Below are 17,370 nucleotides of genomic sequence, written 5' to 3'. Positions count from 1 at the left end.
AGATCATCCGGTCAGATGAAGCGCCAGAAGTGGTCGGCCGTGCCGTTGTCGTCCCACAGGACGACCTGGGCTCCTTCGGTGGTGGAGGCCCCGGAGACTCCGAGGACGCGGCCGCTGACGGCGGACTGGATGCGGAAGGTGTCGCCGCCGCCGTGTCGTAGGCGCCACCGGTGGTCGGCGGCTCCGTCGTCGGTCCACTGGACGATCCTGGCGCCGTTGGCCGTGCTGCCGCCCTCCACGGCAAGTACCTTGCCGCTGTTGGAGTTCCTGAGCCGCAGGTAGCCTCCGGTGTCGATCACCGCGGTCCACAGGTGGTCCGCGGTGCCGTTGTCGCTCCACTGGATCGCCGGCGCGCCGTCGGTGGTCGACATGCTCAGCACGCCGAGCACAAGCCCGCCGGCCACGTTCTGGATGCGCCGGGTGCCACTCGGAACGAACAGCCACCGGCTGGTCGGCGAGCCGGTGTCCGGGACCTGCACGGCCAGGGCCCCTTGGGCGAGGGAGGCGCCGGCGATTCCGAGCAGCTTGCCGCTGTTGGCGTTCCGCAGTCCGTACGCACCATCGGCCGCCTCGGTGACGGACCACCGGTGGTCGGCGGTGCCGTTGTCCGACCACTGGAGCACGGAGGCGTTGTCGGCGGTGGACATGTTCTGCACGCCCAGGACCTTGCCGCTGTTGGCGTTGCGCAGGCGCAGCGCGGTGCCGTCGACCACGGGCACCCAGTCGTGGTCGGCGGTGCCGGAGTCGGACCACTGGAGGGCGGGCGCACCGTCTGCGCCGGACATGTCCCGGATGCCGAGCACGAGCCCGCTGGCTGCGTTGACCAGGCGGAATCCGGCGCTCCTGATACTCCAGTAGACGGTGTAGTTGAAGCCCTGCGCCTCCTGGAACGGGGTGAGGCTGACGGGCGAGCCGTTGGCGGTCGCGGTGAAGGCGAGGCCGGTCGTGCCGGTCCGGGTGATCGACGCCGGGTCGAGGACCGGGAGGGCGGTCAGGGCGGTGCTGCCGTAGTTGCCGCACAGGACGACCGGACCGTAGGTGATCGCGGCGACGTCCGAGTTGTCGTTGGCGGCCCGGAGCGCGGTGCGCATGGGCAGCTTGACGGTCACCGTGTCGCCGGAGGTCCAGGAGCGGGTGACGGTGGCGTAGCTGCCCGGGGTGGTGGCGATGTTCTGCACCGCGCCGTTGACGCTGACGGTGGCACCGGATGTCCAGGCCGGAATGCGGATGCGCATCGACCACGTGCCGTCGGCGCTGCCGGTGACCCGCAGCGCCGTGGTGTCCTCCGCAGGGTACGAGGTGGACTGGGTGACCGTGATGCCCCGTTCGGCCCAGGTGAGGACAGTTGGCACAAACAGGTTCACGATGAGGGTGGCGCCGTCGTGGAAGTAGACGGAGTCCGCCAGTTTGGTATTGGACTCCATTCCGGTGCCCTGGCAGCACCAGAAGGTGTCGTAATCGGTGCTCCAGGTGCCGCCGCCCCAGGCCGGGCCCACGCCGCGGCGGCCGCCGGGCTTGAGCGGGGTGAAGTAGGTGACGTGCCCGTGCGGGTCGGCGGGGTTCTGTGCGCCGATGACATGGTTGAGCAGGGTGCGCTCGTAGAAGTCGAAGTACGCGGCCCGTCCGGGGTCCAACTGCCACAGCTCACGGGTGAGTTTGAGCATGTTGTACGAGTTGCAGAGCTCGCAGGTGTCGTTGGTCAGGTAGGCGGAGATCGCGTCGGCAGCGTGGAAGTGTTCGGCCTGGCTGTTCCCGCCGATGGCGTAGGTGTGCGCGGTGGTGCAGATCGCCCAGGCGTGGGAGGCGATGTCGTGGTAGCGCGCGGTTCCGGTGGCCCGGTACTCGCGGACGGCGCCGATCCACTTGGGCACCTGGGTGTTGGCGTGCAGGCCGCTCAGCTGGTCCTGGCCCGCAGCCAGCGGGTCGAACACGGCGGCGTGGTCGAAGCGCTGGGCGACCGCGAGCCAGCGCGCGTCCCCGGTCTGGATGTGGAGGTCGGCCAGGACCTCGTTCATGCCACCGAACTCGACACCCAGGAGCGCCTGCATCTGGGTGTGTCCGAGCCCGCCGGTGCGCCGGTCGACCCAGTCGGCCAGCGCCAGGAGTACGTCCCGGGCCTGAGTGCTGCCCATGAGCCGCCACACGTCGAGCAGGCCGGCCATGGTCTTGTGGACGCAGTAGTAGGGGACGTTGCCGTTCTTGAGCGTGCCGGACTCGAGCTGGATGAAGTCCGTCTCGGGGAAGCCCGAGAGGTAGCCGGGGACGAATCCCGCGACGGCGTTGTTGGCCTGGCACTTGGCCAGCTCCGCCACCATGTACGCGGCCTTGTCGCGACAGACGGTGTCGCCCAGTCCCGCGTAGGCCTGGGCCCACGCGCTGAGGAAGTGCCCCTGCACGTGAGTCCGGAAGGGGAACGCCGGGGCGTCCCAACCGCCTGGCGCGACAGCCGCATCGGTGGACAACCGGTGATTCGCGCGGAAGTTGTACAGCAGGCGGTCGACGTCGACGAAGCGCAGGTACGCCAGGGTCCGGTTCTGATTGTCGAGCCACCGGCCGGCGGTGAGCCGGACCTGGCCGAGGTCGAACGGCAACGCTGGGACTCCGACGGCGGCCGCCGCGGCGGCCGCTGGGGCGAGACCGAGGTCGGCGGCCGGTGCGAGCACCAGAATACCGGTTGCCTTGAGCAGATTGCGGCGGCTCAGGGGAGGAGGCAACATCGCGAAACCTGTTTCTTCCGGGTGGAGGGGAGGAGGCGGACACCCCAAGTGTTAGCGCTAACAAGGCGATTCAGACCAGAGTGACTCAAAAGGGCCATGAGGGGGGCCTGGTTGGCGGAGCGGGCAGCGAGCGGTGCGGGTGGCGTCGAAGGGCCGCCGGGGCGCGGAGACCGCGACACCTGCCGTCAACAGGTGCCACGTTTATAGCCTCGACGCCTCCACCGTGTCCAGGGGGCTGAGCGCAGTCGGCCCGCAGAGTGGCCCGGCCGGTCAGGGCGGCGATGCGACGACACGCTTGGGCCTTCGCCGTATCGCCTCGACGGCGTGGCGAGTGCTGGACGGGCCTGCATCATGTCTTGACGTCACGTCAGCCGGTGGCGATAGTGAGTGCCACTTGACGTGAGCCGCTCACCCACCCCTCGAGGATTTCGGTCTGCCTCGCTCGAAACGGGAAATGTTAGCGCTCACAAAGCTCTTTCCCTCACCCGTGCAGGAGCTTTCCATGGCCTTCCATCAGTTGATCCGCCGTGCTCGGCGTACCCTTCTTGCGGCCGGGGCGACGGCCGCACTCACCGCCGGTGTCCTCGCCGGTACGGCCGCCACCTCGCAGGCGGCCACGCAGGGGCCGTGTGACATCTACGCCGCTGGCGGTACGCCCTGTGTGGCGGCCCACAGCACCACCCGCGCCCTGTACGCCTCGTACAGTGGCGCGCTCTACCAGGTCAAGCGCGCGTCGGACGGCGCCGTGATGGACATCGGCGTGCTGAGCGCAGGCGGGTACGCCAACGCCGCCACGCAGGATGCCTTCTGCGCCGGCACCAGCTGCGTGATCACCGTCCTCTACGACCAGTCCGGCAAGGGCAACCACCTCACCCAGGCGCCCGCCGGCGGGGCGGCCGGTGGGCCGGACAACCTGGCCAACGCGGTCGAGGCCCCGGTCACGGTGGGGGGCCACAAGGCGTACGGCGTCTACATCGCGCCCGGAACCGGTTACCGCAACAACCACACCAACGGCATCGCGGTCAGCGACCAGCCCGAGGGCATGTATGCGGTCCTGGACGGAACGCACTACAACGGCGGCTGCTGCTTCGACTACGGCAACGCCGAGACCAGCAGCAACGACACAGGCAACGGCCACATGGAGGCAATCTACTTCGGCAACATCAAGGTCTGGGGGTACGGCTCCGGCGCCGGGCCGTGGGTGATGGCGGACCTGGAAAACGGCCTGTTCTCCGGGGTGAACGCCGGCTACAACGCCAACGACCCGAGTGTCAGCAACCGCTTCCTGACCGCGATCGTCAAGGGCGCGCCGAACCAGTGGGCGATCCGCGCGGGCAACGCCCAGTCGGGCGGCCTGTCCACGTACTACAGCGGGCCCCGGCCCAACGCGGCGGGCTACAACCCGATGCACAAGGAGGGCGCGATCATCCTCGGCATCGGCGGCGACAACAGCAAGGGCTCGGCGGGTACCTTCTACGAGGGTGTGATGACCTCCGGCTACCCCTCGGACACCACCGAGAACGCCGTCCAGGCCAACATTGCTGCCACCGGATACAGCAGCGCCGCCACCGGCACGGGCACGCTGAACCCGGGTTCGCACGTGTCGCTGCGAGCCACCACCACGTGCTGCACCGGCGAATACCTCTCCCACGACGACGCGGACGACAAGGTCGCCATCTCGGCCGTCAGCTCCTCGAGTTCGTCCGCCCTCAAGGCCGATGCCACGTGGACCGTCCGCGCCGGGCTTGCGAACAGCTCCTGCCTCACCTTCGAGTCAGTCGCCGAGCCCGGCCGGTTCCTGCGGCACTACAACTTCGAGCTCCACCTCGGCGTGGACGACGGGGGAAGCCTGTTTGCCCAGGACGCCACCTTCTGCCCCACCGCCGGCAACAGCGGGACGGGCTACTCCTTCCAGTCGGTCAACTACCTGACGAAGTACCTGCGCCACTACAACCACTCGGTCTACGTCGCCGCCAACGGAGGATCCAACAGCTGGGACAGCAGCACCAGTTGGAGTGCTGATACCAGCTGGCTGGTCGCCCAACCCTGGAGCTGAGCCCGAACCGCTCAGCGGGTGCGGGGCGGAACCGGCCGGTTCCGCCCCGTAGCAGCCGACGATCCGCTCCTCCTCGCGGGAGCGTCCGGCGAAGTGGCTGCGGACGAGGGCGCGCGGGCGCCCGACTGGGCGGCGAGCAGGCCCAGGATCAGGGCGTGGTAGACCACGGACGGGGAGGTCCGGTGGCGGTGGGCGGCCAGCGGGAGCAGGATGCGCAGCCGGTCGGTGAGGTGGACCCCACGCCGTGGTGGACGCACTCCTCGTCGCGAGTCGGGACGAAGAGGCGGTTGGGCAGGTCGCGCACCGCTTGGCGCCAGTGGTCGATGGCACCGGTCCGGCTGTGGACCGAGGAGTCCTGCTCGCGCCCGACCGAGTCCAGGAAGCCGGGATTCGCCGGGTCGTCCAGCCCGTCGTCATTTGGGGCGGGCGTCCGAGGGCAGGTGGCACTCGGACGCGGCGCGCGGCTCTCCGTCAGGCCGGCCGACACCTGCGGGCTCGGACGCGAGGTGCTGGTGCCGGTCATCGGCGGCCTCCCGTTCCGGGGCGAGTTCGCCACCGTGACGGTCGACGCCGAGGGCTACCGATCCACCCCGGTCCGCACCGGGGCGGGCCTCCCGCTCCGGCTGACCCGGCGCTGATCCGGCTGGTCCTGGTGTCGGCGGTCCCGCACGACCACCGCAGACACAAGGCCGGGGCCTTCTCGGTGGCCGAGCACGACCGCGCGACGCACGCGGGCGGGCTCCTCGGATTCCGTGAGGGGCCCGCTCGCCTGACGGTCCGGCCGGCCGGCTGGGGTGCAGGGCGCTCAGACGCAGACGCCGCCGTCACGCCCGCCCCGGCCATCGAGAAGACGGCGCTGCCCGCCAGCAGTCCGCGTGCGAGGAGACCCCGGTGAAGGGGCTCTCGGGTCCCTGGGTGGCCCCGGGGGTGCTGGTCGCCCAGTACGCCGCCGTGGTGGTCCCGTCGCCGACCGCGGCGCCGCCACTGGCCAGATTCCGGTCACCGATGCCGCAGGGGGGTGTCACCGCTCGCTGCCGCCCGGGCGCTTACACAGCGTCACTGGTGGACATCTCGCCCTCTCCCCCTCCGCTGAGGAAACGAGGAGCCGATGGCCTTCCTGATCTACCATCGGGGTGCGGAATGGGCCCAGGGGCTCTACGAGGCGTTCCATGACGGGGTGCTCGCGGACCCCAGGAACCCACCCGCCGGGCTTTCGCCCACCTCCCTCGCCGAGCGAGAGGGGCGGCTGGCAGGTCGTCGACGTGGGGGAGTCGGAGGCCGACGACCAGCCCTTCGGCGAGGAGCAGATCGTGCCTGCCACGCAGGACCTCGGAGCGCCGCCGTTCGACACGACGTGGGCGAGATCTCCCGTCCGCCACGTGATCCCCTGCATAGGCGGGCGGCCTGGCTGTCGGTCTCCGGAATGGCGTGCGGATACCGCGTCGTCAGGGACAGCGGGCGGCAGCGGCCGTCGGCGCTCAGGTGGATCTTGCTGGTGGACCCACCGTGCGAGCGGCCCAGGCCCTCACCTCCCGCACCACCTCCACCAGTCTGGTGTGAAGGCTCTGCAGGCGGTTTTGACCTGGTGTCCTGACAGTTCGACCCCCTTTGGTCCGGGGGACGACGGCGGGTCGGTGCGTGCGCCAGGCGCGTGCCGATGCGCTCGGACGGTGGTGGAGTCCACTGAGATGTCCCAGTCGATCTCACCCGCGGCGTCACCCGCGGCCTGGACCTCTGGAGGAGACGTTCCCATGTTCCGTCGGCCGACCGCAGTCGGTGGCGTTCGTAAACCGTCTCCCATGGCCCGAACTGTTCCGGCAGCTCACGCCGCTGCGCCCCGGTCCGCGCCCGGTGCGGAATCCCGTCGATCACTGCCGGTGGTCCCGCCGCGTGCCACAACGCCTGTTGCCGACCGGCAGGAACAGCCGCAGCCGTTCCCACTCCCCATCCGTCAGATCACCCCGCCCCATGCCCACATCAACGACGGCGGCACAGAGCGGTCACCTGATCGATCGGACACGTCCTGGCCGCCCCGGGGAGCGGGTTTGGTGCGGGCCTGTGATCGCGAACAAATACAATCCCGGGAGCACTCGTGAGACTGTCGTAGTCTCTGCCGTGCGGCTGTGATCCGTATTGGTACGACCGATGAGGGGGCCTTGAGTGGGAACTGAAAGCACCGAGCCGGAGTCCCGCCAGCCTGTGATGGCGGATGTGGCGCGGGTCGCCGGAGTGTCCCACCAGACCGTGTCCCGGGTGCTGAATGGTGCACCGCACGTCCGGCCCGACACCCGGGACCGGGTGCTCGCCGCCATCCGGGAGCTGGACTACCGCCCCAACTCGGCGGCCCGCGCGCTGGTCACCCGCCGCTCCCAGACCCTCGGTGTGGTGAGTTTCGGCAGCGCGCTGTACGGGCCCGCCTCGATGCTGGACGGGATCGAGCAGGCCGCGCGCAGTGCCGGGTACTTCGTCAGCGTCGCGAGCCTGCGTTCGCTGGACAGCCGTTCCGTGCAGGAGGCGGTGGACCGGCTCCGTGATCAGGGCGTGGAGGGCATTGTCGTCATCGCGCCGCAGATCTCGGCGGTGAGCGCGGTGGCGAAGGTGTCCAGCGCGGTGCCGGTGGTCGCGGTCGGGTCGGGCAGTCAGTCCCGCGTGCCGATGGTCGCCGTCGACAACGAGTCGGGCGCGCGGGCGGCCACCCGACACCTGCTCGACCTCGGCCACGCCACCGTCCACCACGTCGCCGGCCCGCCCGGCTGGCTGGAGACCAAGACCCGGGAAGACGGCTGGCGGGGGGCCCTGGAGGCCTGCGGCGCCGAGGTGCCGCCCGTAGAGAGCGGCGACTGGAGCGCGCGGTCCGGGTACGAGGCCGGACTGCGGATCGCCGAGGATCCCCTGGTCACGGCGGTCTTCTGCGCCAACGACCACATGGCCCTCGGCCTGCTCCGCGCGTTCCACGAGGCGGGCCGGGCGATTCCGGGCGACATCAGCGTGGTCGGGTTCGACGACATTCCCGAGGCCGCGTACTTCGCCCCGCCCCTCACCACCGTGCGTCAGGACTTCGGCGAGCTGGGGCGCCGGGCCCTTGAGCTACTGGTGGAGGAGCTGACCGGCGTCGGCCATACCCGCAGCCACGTGCTGATCTCGCCGGAGATGGTGCTGCGCCGCAGTGCCGGCCCGGTGGCGCGCCGCTAGTGTCCTGCGCCAGTAATCCGTTGGTAGATCTGCCTCGTCCCGGCCTCTAGGCTCCGGCCGCCGACCAGGCGCGTTGACCGCCCGCGGCTCAGCCGGAACTACCTAGGAACTTCCGGCGCAGGACACTAGTACGTGGTACGTGGTACGTGGTACGTGGTACGTGGTCCGCGGGTGGCCGGGGCCCGCACGGCCCGGGGGGTGGTCAAGATTGGGTAACGGGACGACGGCCCTCTTGTCCCACAAATTGTGAGCGTTAACAATTTCACTCAGGCGAAACGGCGCCGCACCATCCCGTTCACACGGACCACGCGGACCGCATCGCCATCTGCACCAGTGCCGCACCGGGCGCCCATCGCCCCGACGGTGTTCCCCACCGCCTCCCGCGCCGGTCGGCTCTGCCCTGCCGATCTGCCCGCGGCCAATCCGGCCGCGGGGGAGGCGGACTCCCCACTCGAGAGGATCCCAAGATGTCCAAGAGAGCTGCTGCGGCCCTGGTCGTCGCCGGCGCGATGATCGCCACTCTGTCCGCTTGTGGTTCCGGGAGCGGCGGCCCGGCCGACGGCAAGGGCTCCGGCGGCCGGCTCACCGTGGGCTTCTCCCAGGTCGGCGCGGAGAGCGGGTGGCGCACGGCCAACACCAAGTCCGTCCAGGACGCGGCCAAGAAGGCCGGGGTCACGCTGAAGTTCTCCGATGCCCAGCAGAAGCAGGAGAACCAGATCAAAGCCATCCGCTCGTTCATCCAGCAGAAGGTGGACGTCATCGCCTTCTCGCCGGTGGTCGAGTCGGGTTGGGACACCGTGCTCAAGGAGGCCAAGGCCGCCCACATCCCGGTCGTCCTGACGGACCGCGCGGTGGACTCCAAGGACGAGTCGCTCTATGCCACCTTCCTCGGTTCGGACTTCGTCGAGGAGGGCAAGAAGGCCGGTGACTGGCTGGTGAAGGAGTACCAGGGCAAGGGTGACGCGGTGAACATCGTGGAGCTGCAGGGCACCACCGGCTCCGCCCCGGCCAACGACCGTAAATCGGGCTTCGCCGACGTCATCAAGACGGACGCCAAGTTCAAGGTCACGGCCTCCCAGACCGGTGACTTCACGCGCGCCAAGGGCAAGGAGGTCATGCAGGCCTTCCTGAAGTCCCAGCCGAAGATCGACGTGCTCTACGCACACAACGACGACATGGCCCTCGGCGCCATCCAGGCCATCGAGGAAGCCGGCAAGAAGCCCGGCACCGACATCAAGATCATCTCGGTCGACGGCGTCAAGGACGCCTTCACCGCGATGAGCCGGGGCAAGATCAACGTCGTAGTCGAGTGCAACCCCCTCCTGGGCGACCAGCTGATGGACCTGATCAAGAAGGTCAAGGCCGGTGAGCAGGTGCCGCGCCGGATCAAGACCGAAGAGGGCGTCTTCACCCAGGACCAGGCCGCGGCCGCCCTGCCGACCCGCCAGTACTGACCGGCCCGGTGACCAGGGGCTGTGTCCGGACCGACCCGGCCGGCCCCGGTCTCGACCACGAGAGGAGGGGCGGATGCCTGCGCACCCTGCACAGCAACCGGTCCTGGAAGTACGCGGGATCCGCAAGGAGTTCCCGGGCGTGGTGGCGCTGGACGGGGTCGACTTCCGGATCTTCCCCGGCGAGGTGCACGCCCTGATGGGTGAGAACGGCGCCGGCAAGTCCACTCTGATCAAGGTTCTCACCGGCGTCTACGAGTCGGACGGCGGAGAGGTCGCGCTGAGCGGCCGGCCCGTGCGCTTCGCCGGCCCGCTGCAAGCGCAGCAGGCCGGGATCAGCACGGTGTACCAGGAGGTCAACCTCTGCCTGAACCTGTCGGTCGCGGAGAACATCTTCATCGGCCGGGAACCGCGCCGCCTCGGACTCATCCACTGGGCGGCCCTCCGTCGCAGCGCCGCCGAGCTGGTCGCCGACCTCGACCTGGACATCGACGTCACCGCCCCGCTGGGCAGCTACTCGATCGCGGTCCAGCAACTGGTCGCGATCGTCCGGGCGGTGGACGTGTCGGCCAAGGTGCTGATCCTGGACGAGCCGACCTCCAGCCTGGACCGCGACGAGGTGCTGCAACTGTTCGCGGTGATACGCCGGTTGCGCGACCAGGGTGTGGCGATCCTGTTCGTTTCGCACTTCCTGGACCAGATCTACGAGATCTGCGACCGGATGACCATCCTGCGCAACGGCAAGCTGGAGGGCGAGTACCCGATCAGCGAGTTGAGTCAGGTCGAACTGGTCGCCCGCATGATCGGCGGCGAACTGGGGAGCCTGGAGGAATTGTCGGGCACCGCCCGGCGCGAGAGCGCCGCACCGGACACGGCCGTGCCGTTCCTGCGCGCCGACGGCCTGGGTCGCAGCGGCGCGATCGAGCCGTACGACCTCAGCATCCGGCCCGGTGAAGTTGTTGGCTTTGCAGGCCTGTTGGGGTCCGGGCGCACGGAGGCGGCCCGCCTGATGTTCGGCGCCGACCGCAGTACCGGGGGTTCGGTGCGGATCGAGGACGCCACCGTCGCGCTGCGCACCCCGCGCACCGCGATCTCGTACGGGATCGCCTTCTGCTCGGAGGACCGCAAGAACGAAGGACTGGTAGCGGAGTTGACGGTACGCGAAAACATCATCCTCGCCCTGCAGGCGGCCCGCGGCTGGACGCGCCCGCTCTCCCGCGCCAAGCAGGACGAGATCGCGCTGCACTGGATCCGGTCACTGGACATCCGCCCGGACAACCCCGAGGCGCAGGTACGCCATCTGAGCGGAGGCAATCAGCAGAAGGTACTGCTGGCACGCTGGCTGATCACCGACCCCAAGCTGTTGATCCTGGACGAGCCGACCCGGGGCATCGACATCGGCGCCAAGGCCGAGATACAGAAGCTGGTGGCCGCGTTGGCCCAGGACGGCATGTCGGTGCTGTTCATCTCGGCCGAGCTGGAGGAAGTGCTGCGGCTCAGCCACCGGGTGGGCGTGCTGCGGGACCGCCGGCTGGTCGCCGAACTGCCGAACGACGGCTCGCTCACCCCCGAGCACATCATGGCGACGATCGCGAGCGGAGCCCGGTCATGACCAAGCACCGCCTCTTCTGGCCCGCCGCCGTACTCGCGGTCCTGCTGCTGGCCAACGTGGTGTTCACTCCGGATTTCTTCGCGATCCGGATCAAGGACGGACACCTGTACGGGAGCCTGATCGACATCCTCCACTTCGGCGCTCCGCTGATCCTGGTGGCGCTGGGCATGACACTGGTCATCGCGACCCGTGGAATCGACCTCTCGGTCGGCTCCACCGTCGCCATCGCGGGGGCGCTGGCCTGCCTGCACATCAGCGGGGCGGCCGACCCGGGAAGCCCCGGTACGGTGTTCGGCGCCGTCGTCATCGCCCTGGCGGTGGCCCTCGTCCTGGGGGTGGTCAACGGCCTGCTGGTGGCCGGTATCGGTGTCCAGCCGATCATCGCCACCCTCATCCTGATGGTGGCCGGCCGGGGTGTCGCCCAGCTGGTGACGGACGGCCAGATCGTCACCGTCACCAGCGAGCCCTACAAGCTCATCGGCGGCGGTTACTGGCTCACCATGCCGTTCGCGATCCTGCTCGCGGGCGCGGTCGCGCTGCTGACGTCGCTGCTGACCCGGCGTACGGCGCTCGGGCTGCTGCTGGAGTCGGTCGGCGGCAACCCGGTCGCCAGCCGCCTGGTCGGCATCCGGGCGATGGGCCTGATCGCCTTGGTGTACGTCTTCAGCGCGCTGTGCGCCGCGGTCGCCGGGCTCATGATCAGCTCGAACGTCTCCAGCGCGGACGGCAACAACGCCGGGCTCTGGATCGAGCTGGACGCCATCCTCGCCGTGGTGGTCGGCGGCACCGCGCTGACCGGCGGGCGGTTCTCGCTCGGCGGCACGGTGATCGGTGCGCTGATCATCCAGACCCTGTCCACCACGGTCTACACCATCGGCATCCCGCCGGAGACCACGCTGGTCTTCAAGGCCTTCGTGGTGATCGCGGTCTGCCTGATCCAGTCACCCGCCTTCCGGGCCAAGGCCGCGCGCCGGCGGGCCCGGGCCGGGCGCGGCACGAAGCCGCGTCCGCTGGCGGCAGAAAAAACGGAGGTGGGGGCATGAGCGTGATCTCGGCGGCCCGTGGCCGTGCGTACGTCCCGCTGCTGGTCACATCGGCCCTGCTGGTGTCGATGTTCGGCGCCGGGTCCGTCCGGTACGACGGTTTCTTCTCCGGGCAGGTGCTGCTCAACCTGCTCATCGACAACGCCTTCCTGCTGGTGGTCGCCATCGGGATGACCTTCGTGGTGCTGACCGGAGGGATCGACCTGTCGGTCGGCGCGATGGTCGCGCTGTCGACGATGATCTCCGCCTGGCTGGTGGAACAGCACGGCTGGCCGCCGCTGCTGGTGATCCCGCTGGTCCTGGTGGTGGGGACGGGCGCCGGGCTCGCGATGGGATGGGTGATCCACTCCTTCGAGATCCAGCCCTTCATCGTGACGCTCGCCGGAATGTTCCTGGCCCGTGGCCTCTGCTACACGATCAGCATCGACTCGATCTCCATCACCGACCCGACCTACACGGCCTTCGCCCAGACCAGGATCGCCCTCCCCGGTGATCTGTTCGTCTCGCCCAGTGCGCTGATCGCGGTGGGTGCGCTGGTGATCGCCTTCGTGGTCCTGCACTACACGCGGCTCGGCCGGAACGTGTACGCGCTGGGCGGGAGCGAGCAGTCGGCCCGGCTGATGGGGCTCCCGGTCGCGCGGACGAAGATGGCCGTGTACGCCGTCAGCGGCTTCTGCTCGGCGCTCGGGGGAGTGCTGCTGACCTTCTACATGCTCTCCGGATACGGGCTCCACGCGGTGGGCCTGGAGCTGGACGCGATCGCGGCCGTCGTGATCGGCGGGGCGCTTCTGACCGGAGGCTCGGGGTACCTGCTCGGCACCGCGCTGGGGGTGCTCGTGCTGGGCCTGATCCAGACCGTCATCAGCTTCCAGGGCACGCTCAGCTCTTGGTGGACCAGGATCGTGGTCGGCGGCCTGCTGTTCGCCTTCATCCTGCTGCAGCGCCTGAGCGCCGGCCGCCGCAAGGTCTGATCGCCTGACGGGAGGCTCGCCCTTGACAGGTAATTTGTTAACGCTAACAATCACGAGCGGCGCCCCGGCGGCGCCCCTTGCGCCCTCTCGGGCTCCGCACGAAAGGATGTGAAAGACCGTGACTCCTCCCACCCAGACCACGGAGAGCCATGTCGTGGGTGTCGACTTCGGCACCCTATCCGGCCGGGCCGTGGTGGTCCGCGTACGCGACGGAGAGGAGGTCGGCTCCGCCGTCCACGTGTACCCGCACGGCGTCATCGAGGATGAACTCCCCACCACCGGTCGGCCCTTGCCACCCGACTGGGCCCTTCAGCACCCCGAGGACTGGCGGGAGGTGCTGCGCACCGCCGTCCCCGCCGCAGTGGCCGCGAGCGGCATCGACCCCGCCGCCGTCATCGGCATCGCCACCGACTTCACCGCCTGCACCGTCCTGCCCGTACGGGCCGACGGCACCCCGCTCGCCGAGACGGCGCTGGGCGACCGCCCGCACGCCTGGCCCAAGCTCTGGAAGCACCACGCCGCCCAGAGCCAGGCCGACCGGATCAACCACCTCGCCCACCTGCGCTCCGAGAAGTGGATCACCCGGTACGGCGGCAGGATCTCCGCCGAGTGGCAGTACGCCAAGGCGCTCCAGGTGCTGGAGGAGGACCCGGACACCTACGACGCCACCGAGCGCTGGATCGAGGCCGCGGACTGGATCGTCTGGCAGCTCGCGGGCGTGGAGACCCGGAACACCTGCACGGCGGGCTACAAGGGCATCCATCAGGACGGCCAGTACCCCGGCGAGGACTATCTCGCCGCCCTGCACCCCGACTTCGCCGACTTCGCGCGCACCCGCCTCGAGCACCCGCTCTCGCCGCTCGGATCCCGGGCCGGCTCCCTCACCGCCGAGGCCGCCGCCTGGACCGGCCTGCCCGAGGGCATCGCCGTCGCCGCCGGCAACGTCGACGCCCACGTCGCGGCCCCCGCCGCCCAGGCCGTCGAGAACGGGCAGCTCCTCGCCATCATGGGCACCTCCACCTGCCACGTCGTCAACGGAGCGGCCCTCGCCGACGTCCCCGGCATCTGCGGAGTGGTCGACGGCGGCATCGTCGAAGGCGCCTACGGGTACGAGGCCGGGCAGAGCGCGGTCGGCGACATCTTCGCCTGGTGGCTGCGCCAGGGCGTGCCGACCGCCTACCTGGCCGAGGCCGAATCCACCGGCGAGGACCTCCACCAGCTGCTCTCCCGCAAGATCGCCGACCAGCCCGTCGGCGGCCACGGCCTGGTCGCCCTCGACTGGATGAATGGCAACCGCTCCACCCTGGTCGACCACCACCTCTCCGGCGTCATCGTCGGCCTCACCCTCACCACACGCCCCGAGGAGATCTACCGGGCCCTGCTGGAGGCCACCGCCTTCGGCACCCGCACCATCGTCGACGCCCTGGAGCAGGGCGGGGTCCCCGTCACCGAGTTCATCGTGACCGGCGGGCTGAAGAAGAACCCCCTGCTCATGCAGATCTACGCCGACGTGCTGCGCCGCCCCGTCTCCCTCGCCGAATCCGCCCAGGGCCCCGCCCTCGGCTCCGCCATCCATGCCGCCGTCGCCGCCGGCGCGCACCCGGACGTACGCACCGCGGCCGCCGCCATGGGCCGGGTGTGGCGCGGCGCCTACCAGCCGGACACCGCGCGCGCCGACGCGTACGACCTCCTCTACGCCGAGTACCGCGCCCTGCACGACCACTTCGGCACCGGCCCCGACAAGCTCCTCCACCGCCTCCGCGCCCTGCGCAACGCGGCGCTGACCGCCGCACAAGCCGACCCGAAGGCCGCCCCGGCCGCCGCCCGGACGAGCGAGGTCTGACCATGAATTCACCGATCGATCTGCTGCGCCGCCAGGTCAGCGACCTCCACCAGGAACTGGTCCGCTACGACCTCGTCGTCTGGACGGCCGGCAACGTCTCCGCCCGCGTCCCCGGCGAGGAGCTGCTGGTGATCAAGCCGAGCGGCGTCGCGTACGACGAGCTGACGCCCGAGAACATGATCCTCTGTGACCTGGACGGCAAGGTCGTCGAGGGCGACCACTCCCCGTCCTCGGACACCGCCGCGCACGCCTACGTCTACCGCCACATGCCCGAGGTGGGGGGAGTGGTGCACACCCACTCGACGTACGCGAGCGCCTGGGCCGCGCGCGGCGAGGCGGTGCCCTGCGTACTGACCGCCATGGCCGACGAGTTCGGAGCCGAGATCCCCGTCGGCCCCTTCGCGCTGATCGGCGACGACTCCATCGGCCGGGGCATCGTCGAGACCCTCCAGGGCCACCGCTCACCAGCCGTCCTGATGAAAAGCCACGGCGTCTTCACCATCGGCAAGGACGCCAAGGCCGCCGTCAAGGCCGCCGTGATGTGCGAGGACGTCGCCCGCACCGTCCACATCTCCCGCCAGCTCGGCGAACCCCTGCCGATAGCGCAGGACGACATCGACCGCCTGAACCACCGCTACCAGAACGTGTACGGCCAGCAGTCCGCTGCCCGTTAAGTGCCTGTTTCTGAACCCCAGAGCCAGGGAGTTCGGTAGCTTGGTAGCAGGCGGCGCCTGGACCAAGTTGGTGGTGACCAACTTGAGATTGATCAAGCTGTCAGGCTCTTCGGGGCCTCTGGATGACACTGCTGATGAGCAGCGCCACGGCGAACGCCACATCTTCCCCTCACGTCACGTGAGCCTCGTCGGCTTCCGTTCGGCGAGCGGTCACCGTGACCGTTCCCCGAACGCACACCCAAAGCTCTCATTTCAGACTGATAGCCCCTGACCTGCTGTGACGGGGTTCAGAAACAGGCACTAAGGAGACTCACGCCCCCATGAAGGCACAGAAGGCAATCGAGGGCCGCGAGGTCTGGTTCCTGACCGGCAGTCAAGGACTGTACGGCAACGACACCTTGCGTCAGGTAGCCGAGCAGTCCCGGCGGATCGCCGAAGCGCTCGGCGACGGCGACATCCCGGTGAACATCGTCTGGAAGCCCGTACTCACCGACGCCGCCGCGATCCGGCGGATCTGCCTGGACGCCAACGCCGACGACGCCTGCATCGGCCTCATCGCCTGGATGCACACCTTCTCCCCGGCGAAGATGTGGATCGCGGGCCTGGACGCGCTGCGCAAGCCGCTGCTCCACCTGCACACCCAGGCCAACGTCGCACTGCCCTGGGCGTCGATCGACATGGACTTCATGAACCTGAACCAAGCGGCCCACGGGGACCGTGAGTTCGGCTACATCCAGTCCCGGCTCGGCGTCGCCCGCAAGACCGTCGCCGGACACGTCAGCGACCCCTCGGTCGCCGCCCGGATCGCCTCCTGGGCCCGGGCCGCGGCCGGACGCGCCGAGCTGCAGAGCCTCAAACTGGCACGATTCGGCGACAACATGCGCGACGTCGCCGTGACCGAGGGCGACAAGGTCGAAGCCCAGCTCCGCTTCGGCGTCTCGGTCAACACCTACGGCGTCAACGACCTGGTCGAAGCCGTCGACGCGACCGCCGACGCCGAAGTGACCGAACTGGTCAAGGAATACGAGGACACCTACCGCCTCGCGCCCGAGCTCCGCGCGGACGGGGACCGGCACGACTCACTGCGCTACGCCGCGAGGATCGAAATCGGCCTGCGCGGCTTCCTGGCGGGCGGCGGCTTCCACGCCTTCACCACCAACTTCGAAGACCTCGGCGGACTGCGCCAGCTGCCCGGCCTCGCGGTACAGCGGCTGATGGCCGACGGCTACGGATTCGGCGGCGAGGGCGACTGGAAGACCTCCGCCCTGCTGCGCACGCTCAAGGTGATGTCCACCGGGCTGCCCGGCGGCACCTCCTTCATGGAGGACTACACCTACCACCTGGAGCCGGGGCGGGAGCTGATCCTCGGCGCGCACATGCTGGAGGTCTGCCCGACCATCGCCTCGGACGTACCGTCCTGCGAGGTGCACCCCCTGGGCATCGGCGGCCGCGAGGACCCGGTGCGCCTCGTCTTCGACGCCCGGACCGGTCCCGCCGTCGTGGTCGGGCTTGCCGACATGGGCGACCGGTTCCGCCTCGTCGCCAACGAGATCGACGTGGTCGAGCCCGTCGAACCGCTGCCGAACCTCCCCGTCGCGCGCGCGGTCTGGCAGCCGCGCCCGAACCTGCGCACCTCGACCGAGGCGTGGCTGACAGCCGGCGCGCCCCACCACACCGTGCTGTCGAGCGCGATCGGGACCGAGGAGCTGGGCGACCTCGCCGACATCCTCGGCACCGAGCTGCTGGTCATCGACGCGGACACCACGATCCGCCAGTTCATCAAGGAGATCCGCTGGAACCAGGCCTACCAC

General features: G+C 69.7%; 14 protein-coding genes. 10 read left to right on the top strand and 4 right to left on the bottom strand.

Going from position 1 to position 17,370, the window contains the following annotated elements; all coding sequences use genetic code 11:
- Positions 1-11: 11 nt before the first annotated feature.
- Positions 12-2,717, bottom strand: coding sequence for a beta-L-arabinofuranosidase domain-containing protein (locus QMF80_RS31805; RefSeq protein WP_502962962.1), 2,706 nt, complete (start codon positions 2,715-2,717; stop codon positions 12-14).
- Between the two features lie 502 nt (positions 2,718-3,219).
- Here QMF80_RS31805 and QMF80_RS31800 point away from each other — a divergent pair.
- The gene (locus QMF80_RS31800; RefSeq protein WP_283459610.1) at positions 3,220-4,773 is read left to right on the top strand and encodes an alpha-L-arabinofuranosidase B; all 1,554 of its coding nucleotides are present in this window, start codon (positions 3,220-3,222) and stop codon (positions 4,771-4,773) included.
- An 11-nt stretch (positions 4,774-4,784) separates the two neighbouring features.
- Here QMF80_RS31800 and QMF80_RS31795 read toward each other — a convergent pair whose 3' ends face one another.
- Positions 4,785-5,030 carry a hypothetical protein gene (locus QMF80_RS31795; protein ID WP_283459608.1) on the bottom strand — a complete coding sequence of 82 codons (246 nt, stop codon included), beginning with the start codon at positions 5,028-5,030 and terminating at the stop codon, positions 4,785-4,787.
- Between the two features lie 183 nt (positions 5,031-5,213).
- On the opposite strand from QMF80_RS31795, the gene QMF80_RS31790 reads away from it, so the two are divergent.
- Positions 5,214-5,411 carry a hypothetical protein gene (locus QMF80_RS31790; protein WP_283459606.1) on the top strand — a complete coding sequence of 66 codons (198 nt, stop codon included), beginning with the start codon at positions 5,214-5,216 and terminating at the stop codon, positions 5,409-5,411.
- Between the two features lie 186 nt (positions 5,412-5,597).
- On the opposite strand, the gene QMF80_RS31785 is transcribed toward QMF80_RS31790, so the two are convergent.
- On the bottom strand, positions 5,598-5,798 hold the full coding sequence (locus QMF80_RS31785) for a hypothetical protein (protein WP_283459604.1): 201 nt from the start codon (positions 5,796-5,798) through the stop codon (positions 5,598-5,600).
- 130 nt (positions 5,799-5,928) lie between these two features.
- On the bottom strand, positions 5,929-6,645 hold the full coding sequence (locus QMF80_RS38455) for a transposase (RefSeq protein WP_502962961.1): 717 nt from the start codon (positions 6,643-6,645) through the stop codon (positions 5,929-5,931).
- Positions 6,646-6,975: 330 nt separating this feature from the next.
- Between QMF80_RS38455 and QMF80_RS31775 the strand changes: the two genes are divergently transcribed.
- The 8 genes from QMF80_RS31775 to araA form a co-directional block, all read left to right on the top strand.
- Positions 6,976-7,965 (top strand): LacI family DNA-binding transcriptional regulator, encoded by a 990-nt coding sequence (locus QMF80_RS31775; protein ID WP_502962963.1) that lies wholly within the window; start codon positions 6,976-6,978, stop codon positions 7,963-7,965.
- Between the two features lie 467 nt (positions 7,966-8,432).
- Entirely contained in the window at positions 8,433-9,419 is a 987-nt protein-coding gene (locus tag QMF80_RS31770) for an ABC transporter substrate-binding protein (protein WP_283459601.1), read from the top strand.
- Positions 9,420-9,492: 73 nt separating this feature from the next.
- A complete protein-coding gene (locus QMF80_RS31765; protein ID WP_283459599.1) occupies positions 9,493-11,028 on the top strand; it encodes a sugar ABC transporter ATP-binding protein in 1,536 nt (511 codons plus the stop codon).
- On the top strand, positions 11,025-12,071 hold the full coding sequence (locus QMF80_RS31760) for an ABC transporter permease (protein WP_283459597.1): 1,047 nt from the start codon (positions 11,025-11,027) through the stop codon (positions 12,069-12,071). Before QMF80_RS31765 ends, QMF80_RS31760 begins: the two co-directional genes overlap by 4 nt.
- Complete coding sequence (yjfF, locus tag QMF80_RS31755; protein WP_283459595.1) at positions 12,068-13,042, top strand: galactofuranose ABC transporter, permease protein YjfF; 975 nt, start codon at positions 12,068-12,070, stop codon at positions 13,040-13,042. The genes QMF80_RS31760 and yjfF overlap by 4 nt, the downstream gene beginning before the upstream one ends.
- Before the next feature lie 118 nt (positions 13,043-13,160).
- Entirely contained in the window at positions 13,161-14,885 is a 1,725-nt protein-coding gene (locus QMF80_RS31750) for a ribulokinase (RefSeq protein ID WP_283459593.1), read from the top strand.
- A gap of 2 nt (positions 14,886-14,887) precedes the next feature.
- The gene (locus QMF80_RS31745) at positions 14,888-15,559 is read left to right on the top strand and encodes an L-ribulose-5-phosphate 4-epimerase (RefSeq protein ID WP_283459591.1); all 672 of its coding nucleotides are present in this window, start codon (positions 14,888-14,890) and stop codon (positions 15,557-15,559) included.
- Between the two features lie 320 nt (positions 15,560-15,879).
- A partial coding sequence (gene araA, locus QMF80_RS31740) for an L-arabinose isomerase (RefSeq protein ID WP_283459588.1) occupies positions 15,880-17,370 on the top strand: 1,491 nt, incomplete at its 3' end.

Source organism: Streptomyces sp. G-G2, assembly GCF_030063135.1.
In the GTDB taxonomy this organism is placed as follows: domain Bacteria; phylum Actinomycetota; class Actinomycetes; order Streptomycetales; family Streptomycetaceae; genus Streptomyces.
The sequence above is the reverse complement of the archived record's forward strand: the minus strand, read 5'-3'. Positions and strand labels throughout refer to the sequence as shown.

Coding starts and splice junctions, on each gene's coding strand:
- yjfF (WP_283459595.1), top strand. CDS start 12,068: ATGAGCGTGATCTCGGCGGCCCGTGGCCGTGCGTACGTCCCGCTGCTG.
- QMF80_RS31805 (WP_502962962.1), bottom strand. CDS start 2,717: ATGTTGCCTCCTCCCCTGAGCCGCCGCAATCTGCTCAAGGCAACCGGT.
- QMF80_RS31760 (WP_283459597.1), top strand. CDS start 11,025: ATGACCAAGCACCGCCTCTTCTGGCCCGCCGCCGTACTCGCGGTCCTG.
- QMF80_RS31800 (WP_283459610.1), top strand. CDS start 3,220: ATGGCCTTCCATCAGTTGATCCGCCGTGCTCGGCGTACCCTTCTTGCG.
- QMF80_RS31765 (WP_283459599.1), top strand. CDS start 9,493: ATGCCTGCGCACCCTGCACAGCAACCGGTCCTGGAAGTACGCGGGATC.
- QMF80_RS31745 (WP_283459591.1), top strand. CDS start 14,888: ATGAATTCACCGATCGATCTGCTGCGCCGCCAGGTCAGCGACCTCCAC.
- QMF80_RS31775 (WP_502962963.1), top strand. CDS start 6,976: ATGGCGGATGTGGCGCGGGTCGCCGGAGTGTCCCACCAGACCGTGTCC.
- QMF80_RS31770 (WP_283459601.1), top strand. CDS start 8,433: ATGTCCAAGAGAGCTGCTGCGGCCCTGGTCGTCGCCGGCGCGATGATC.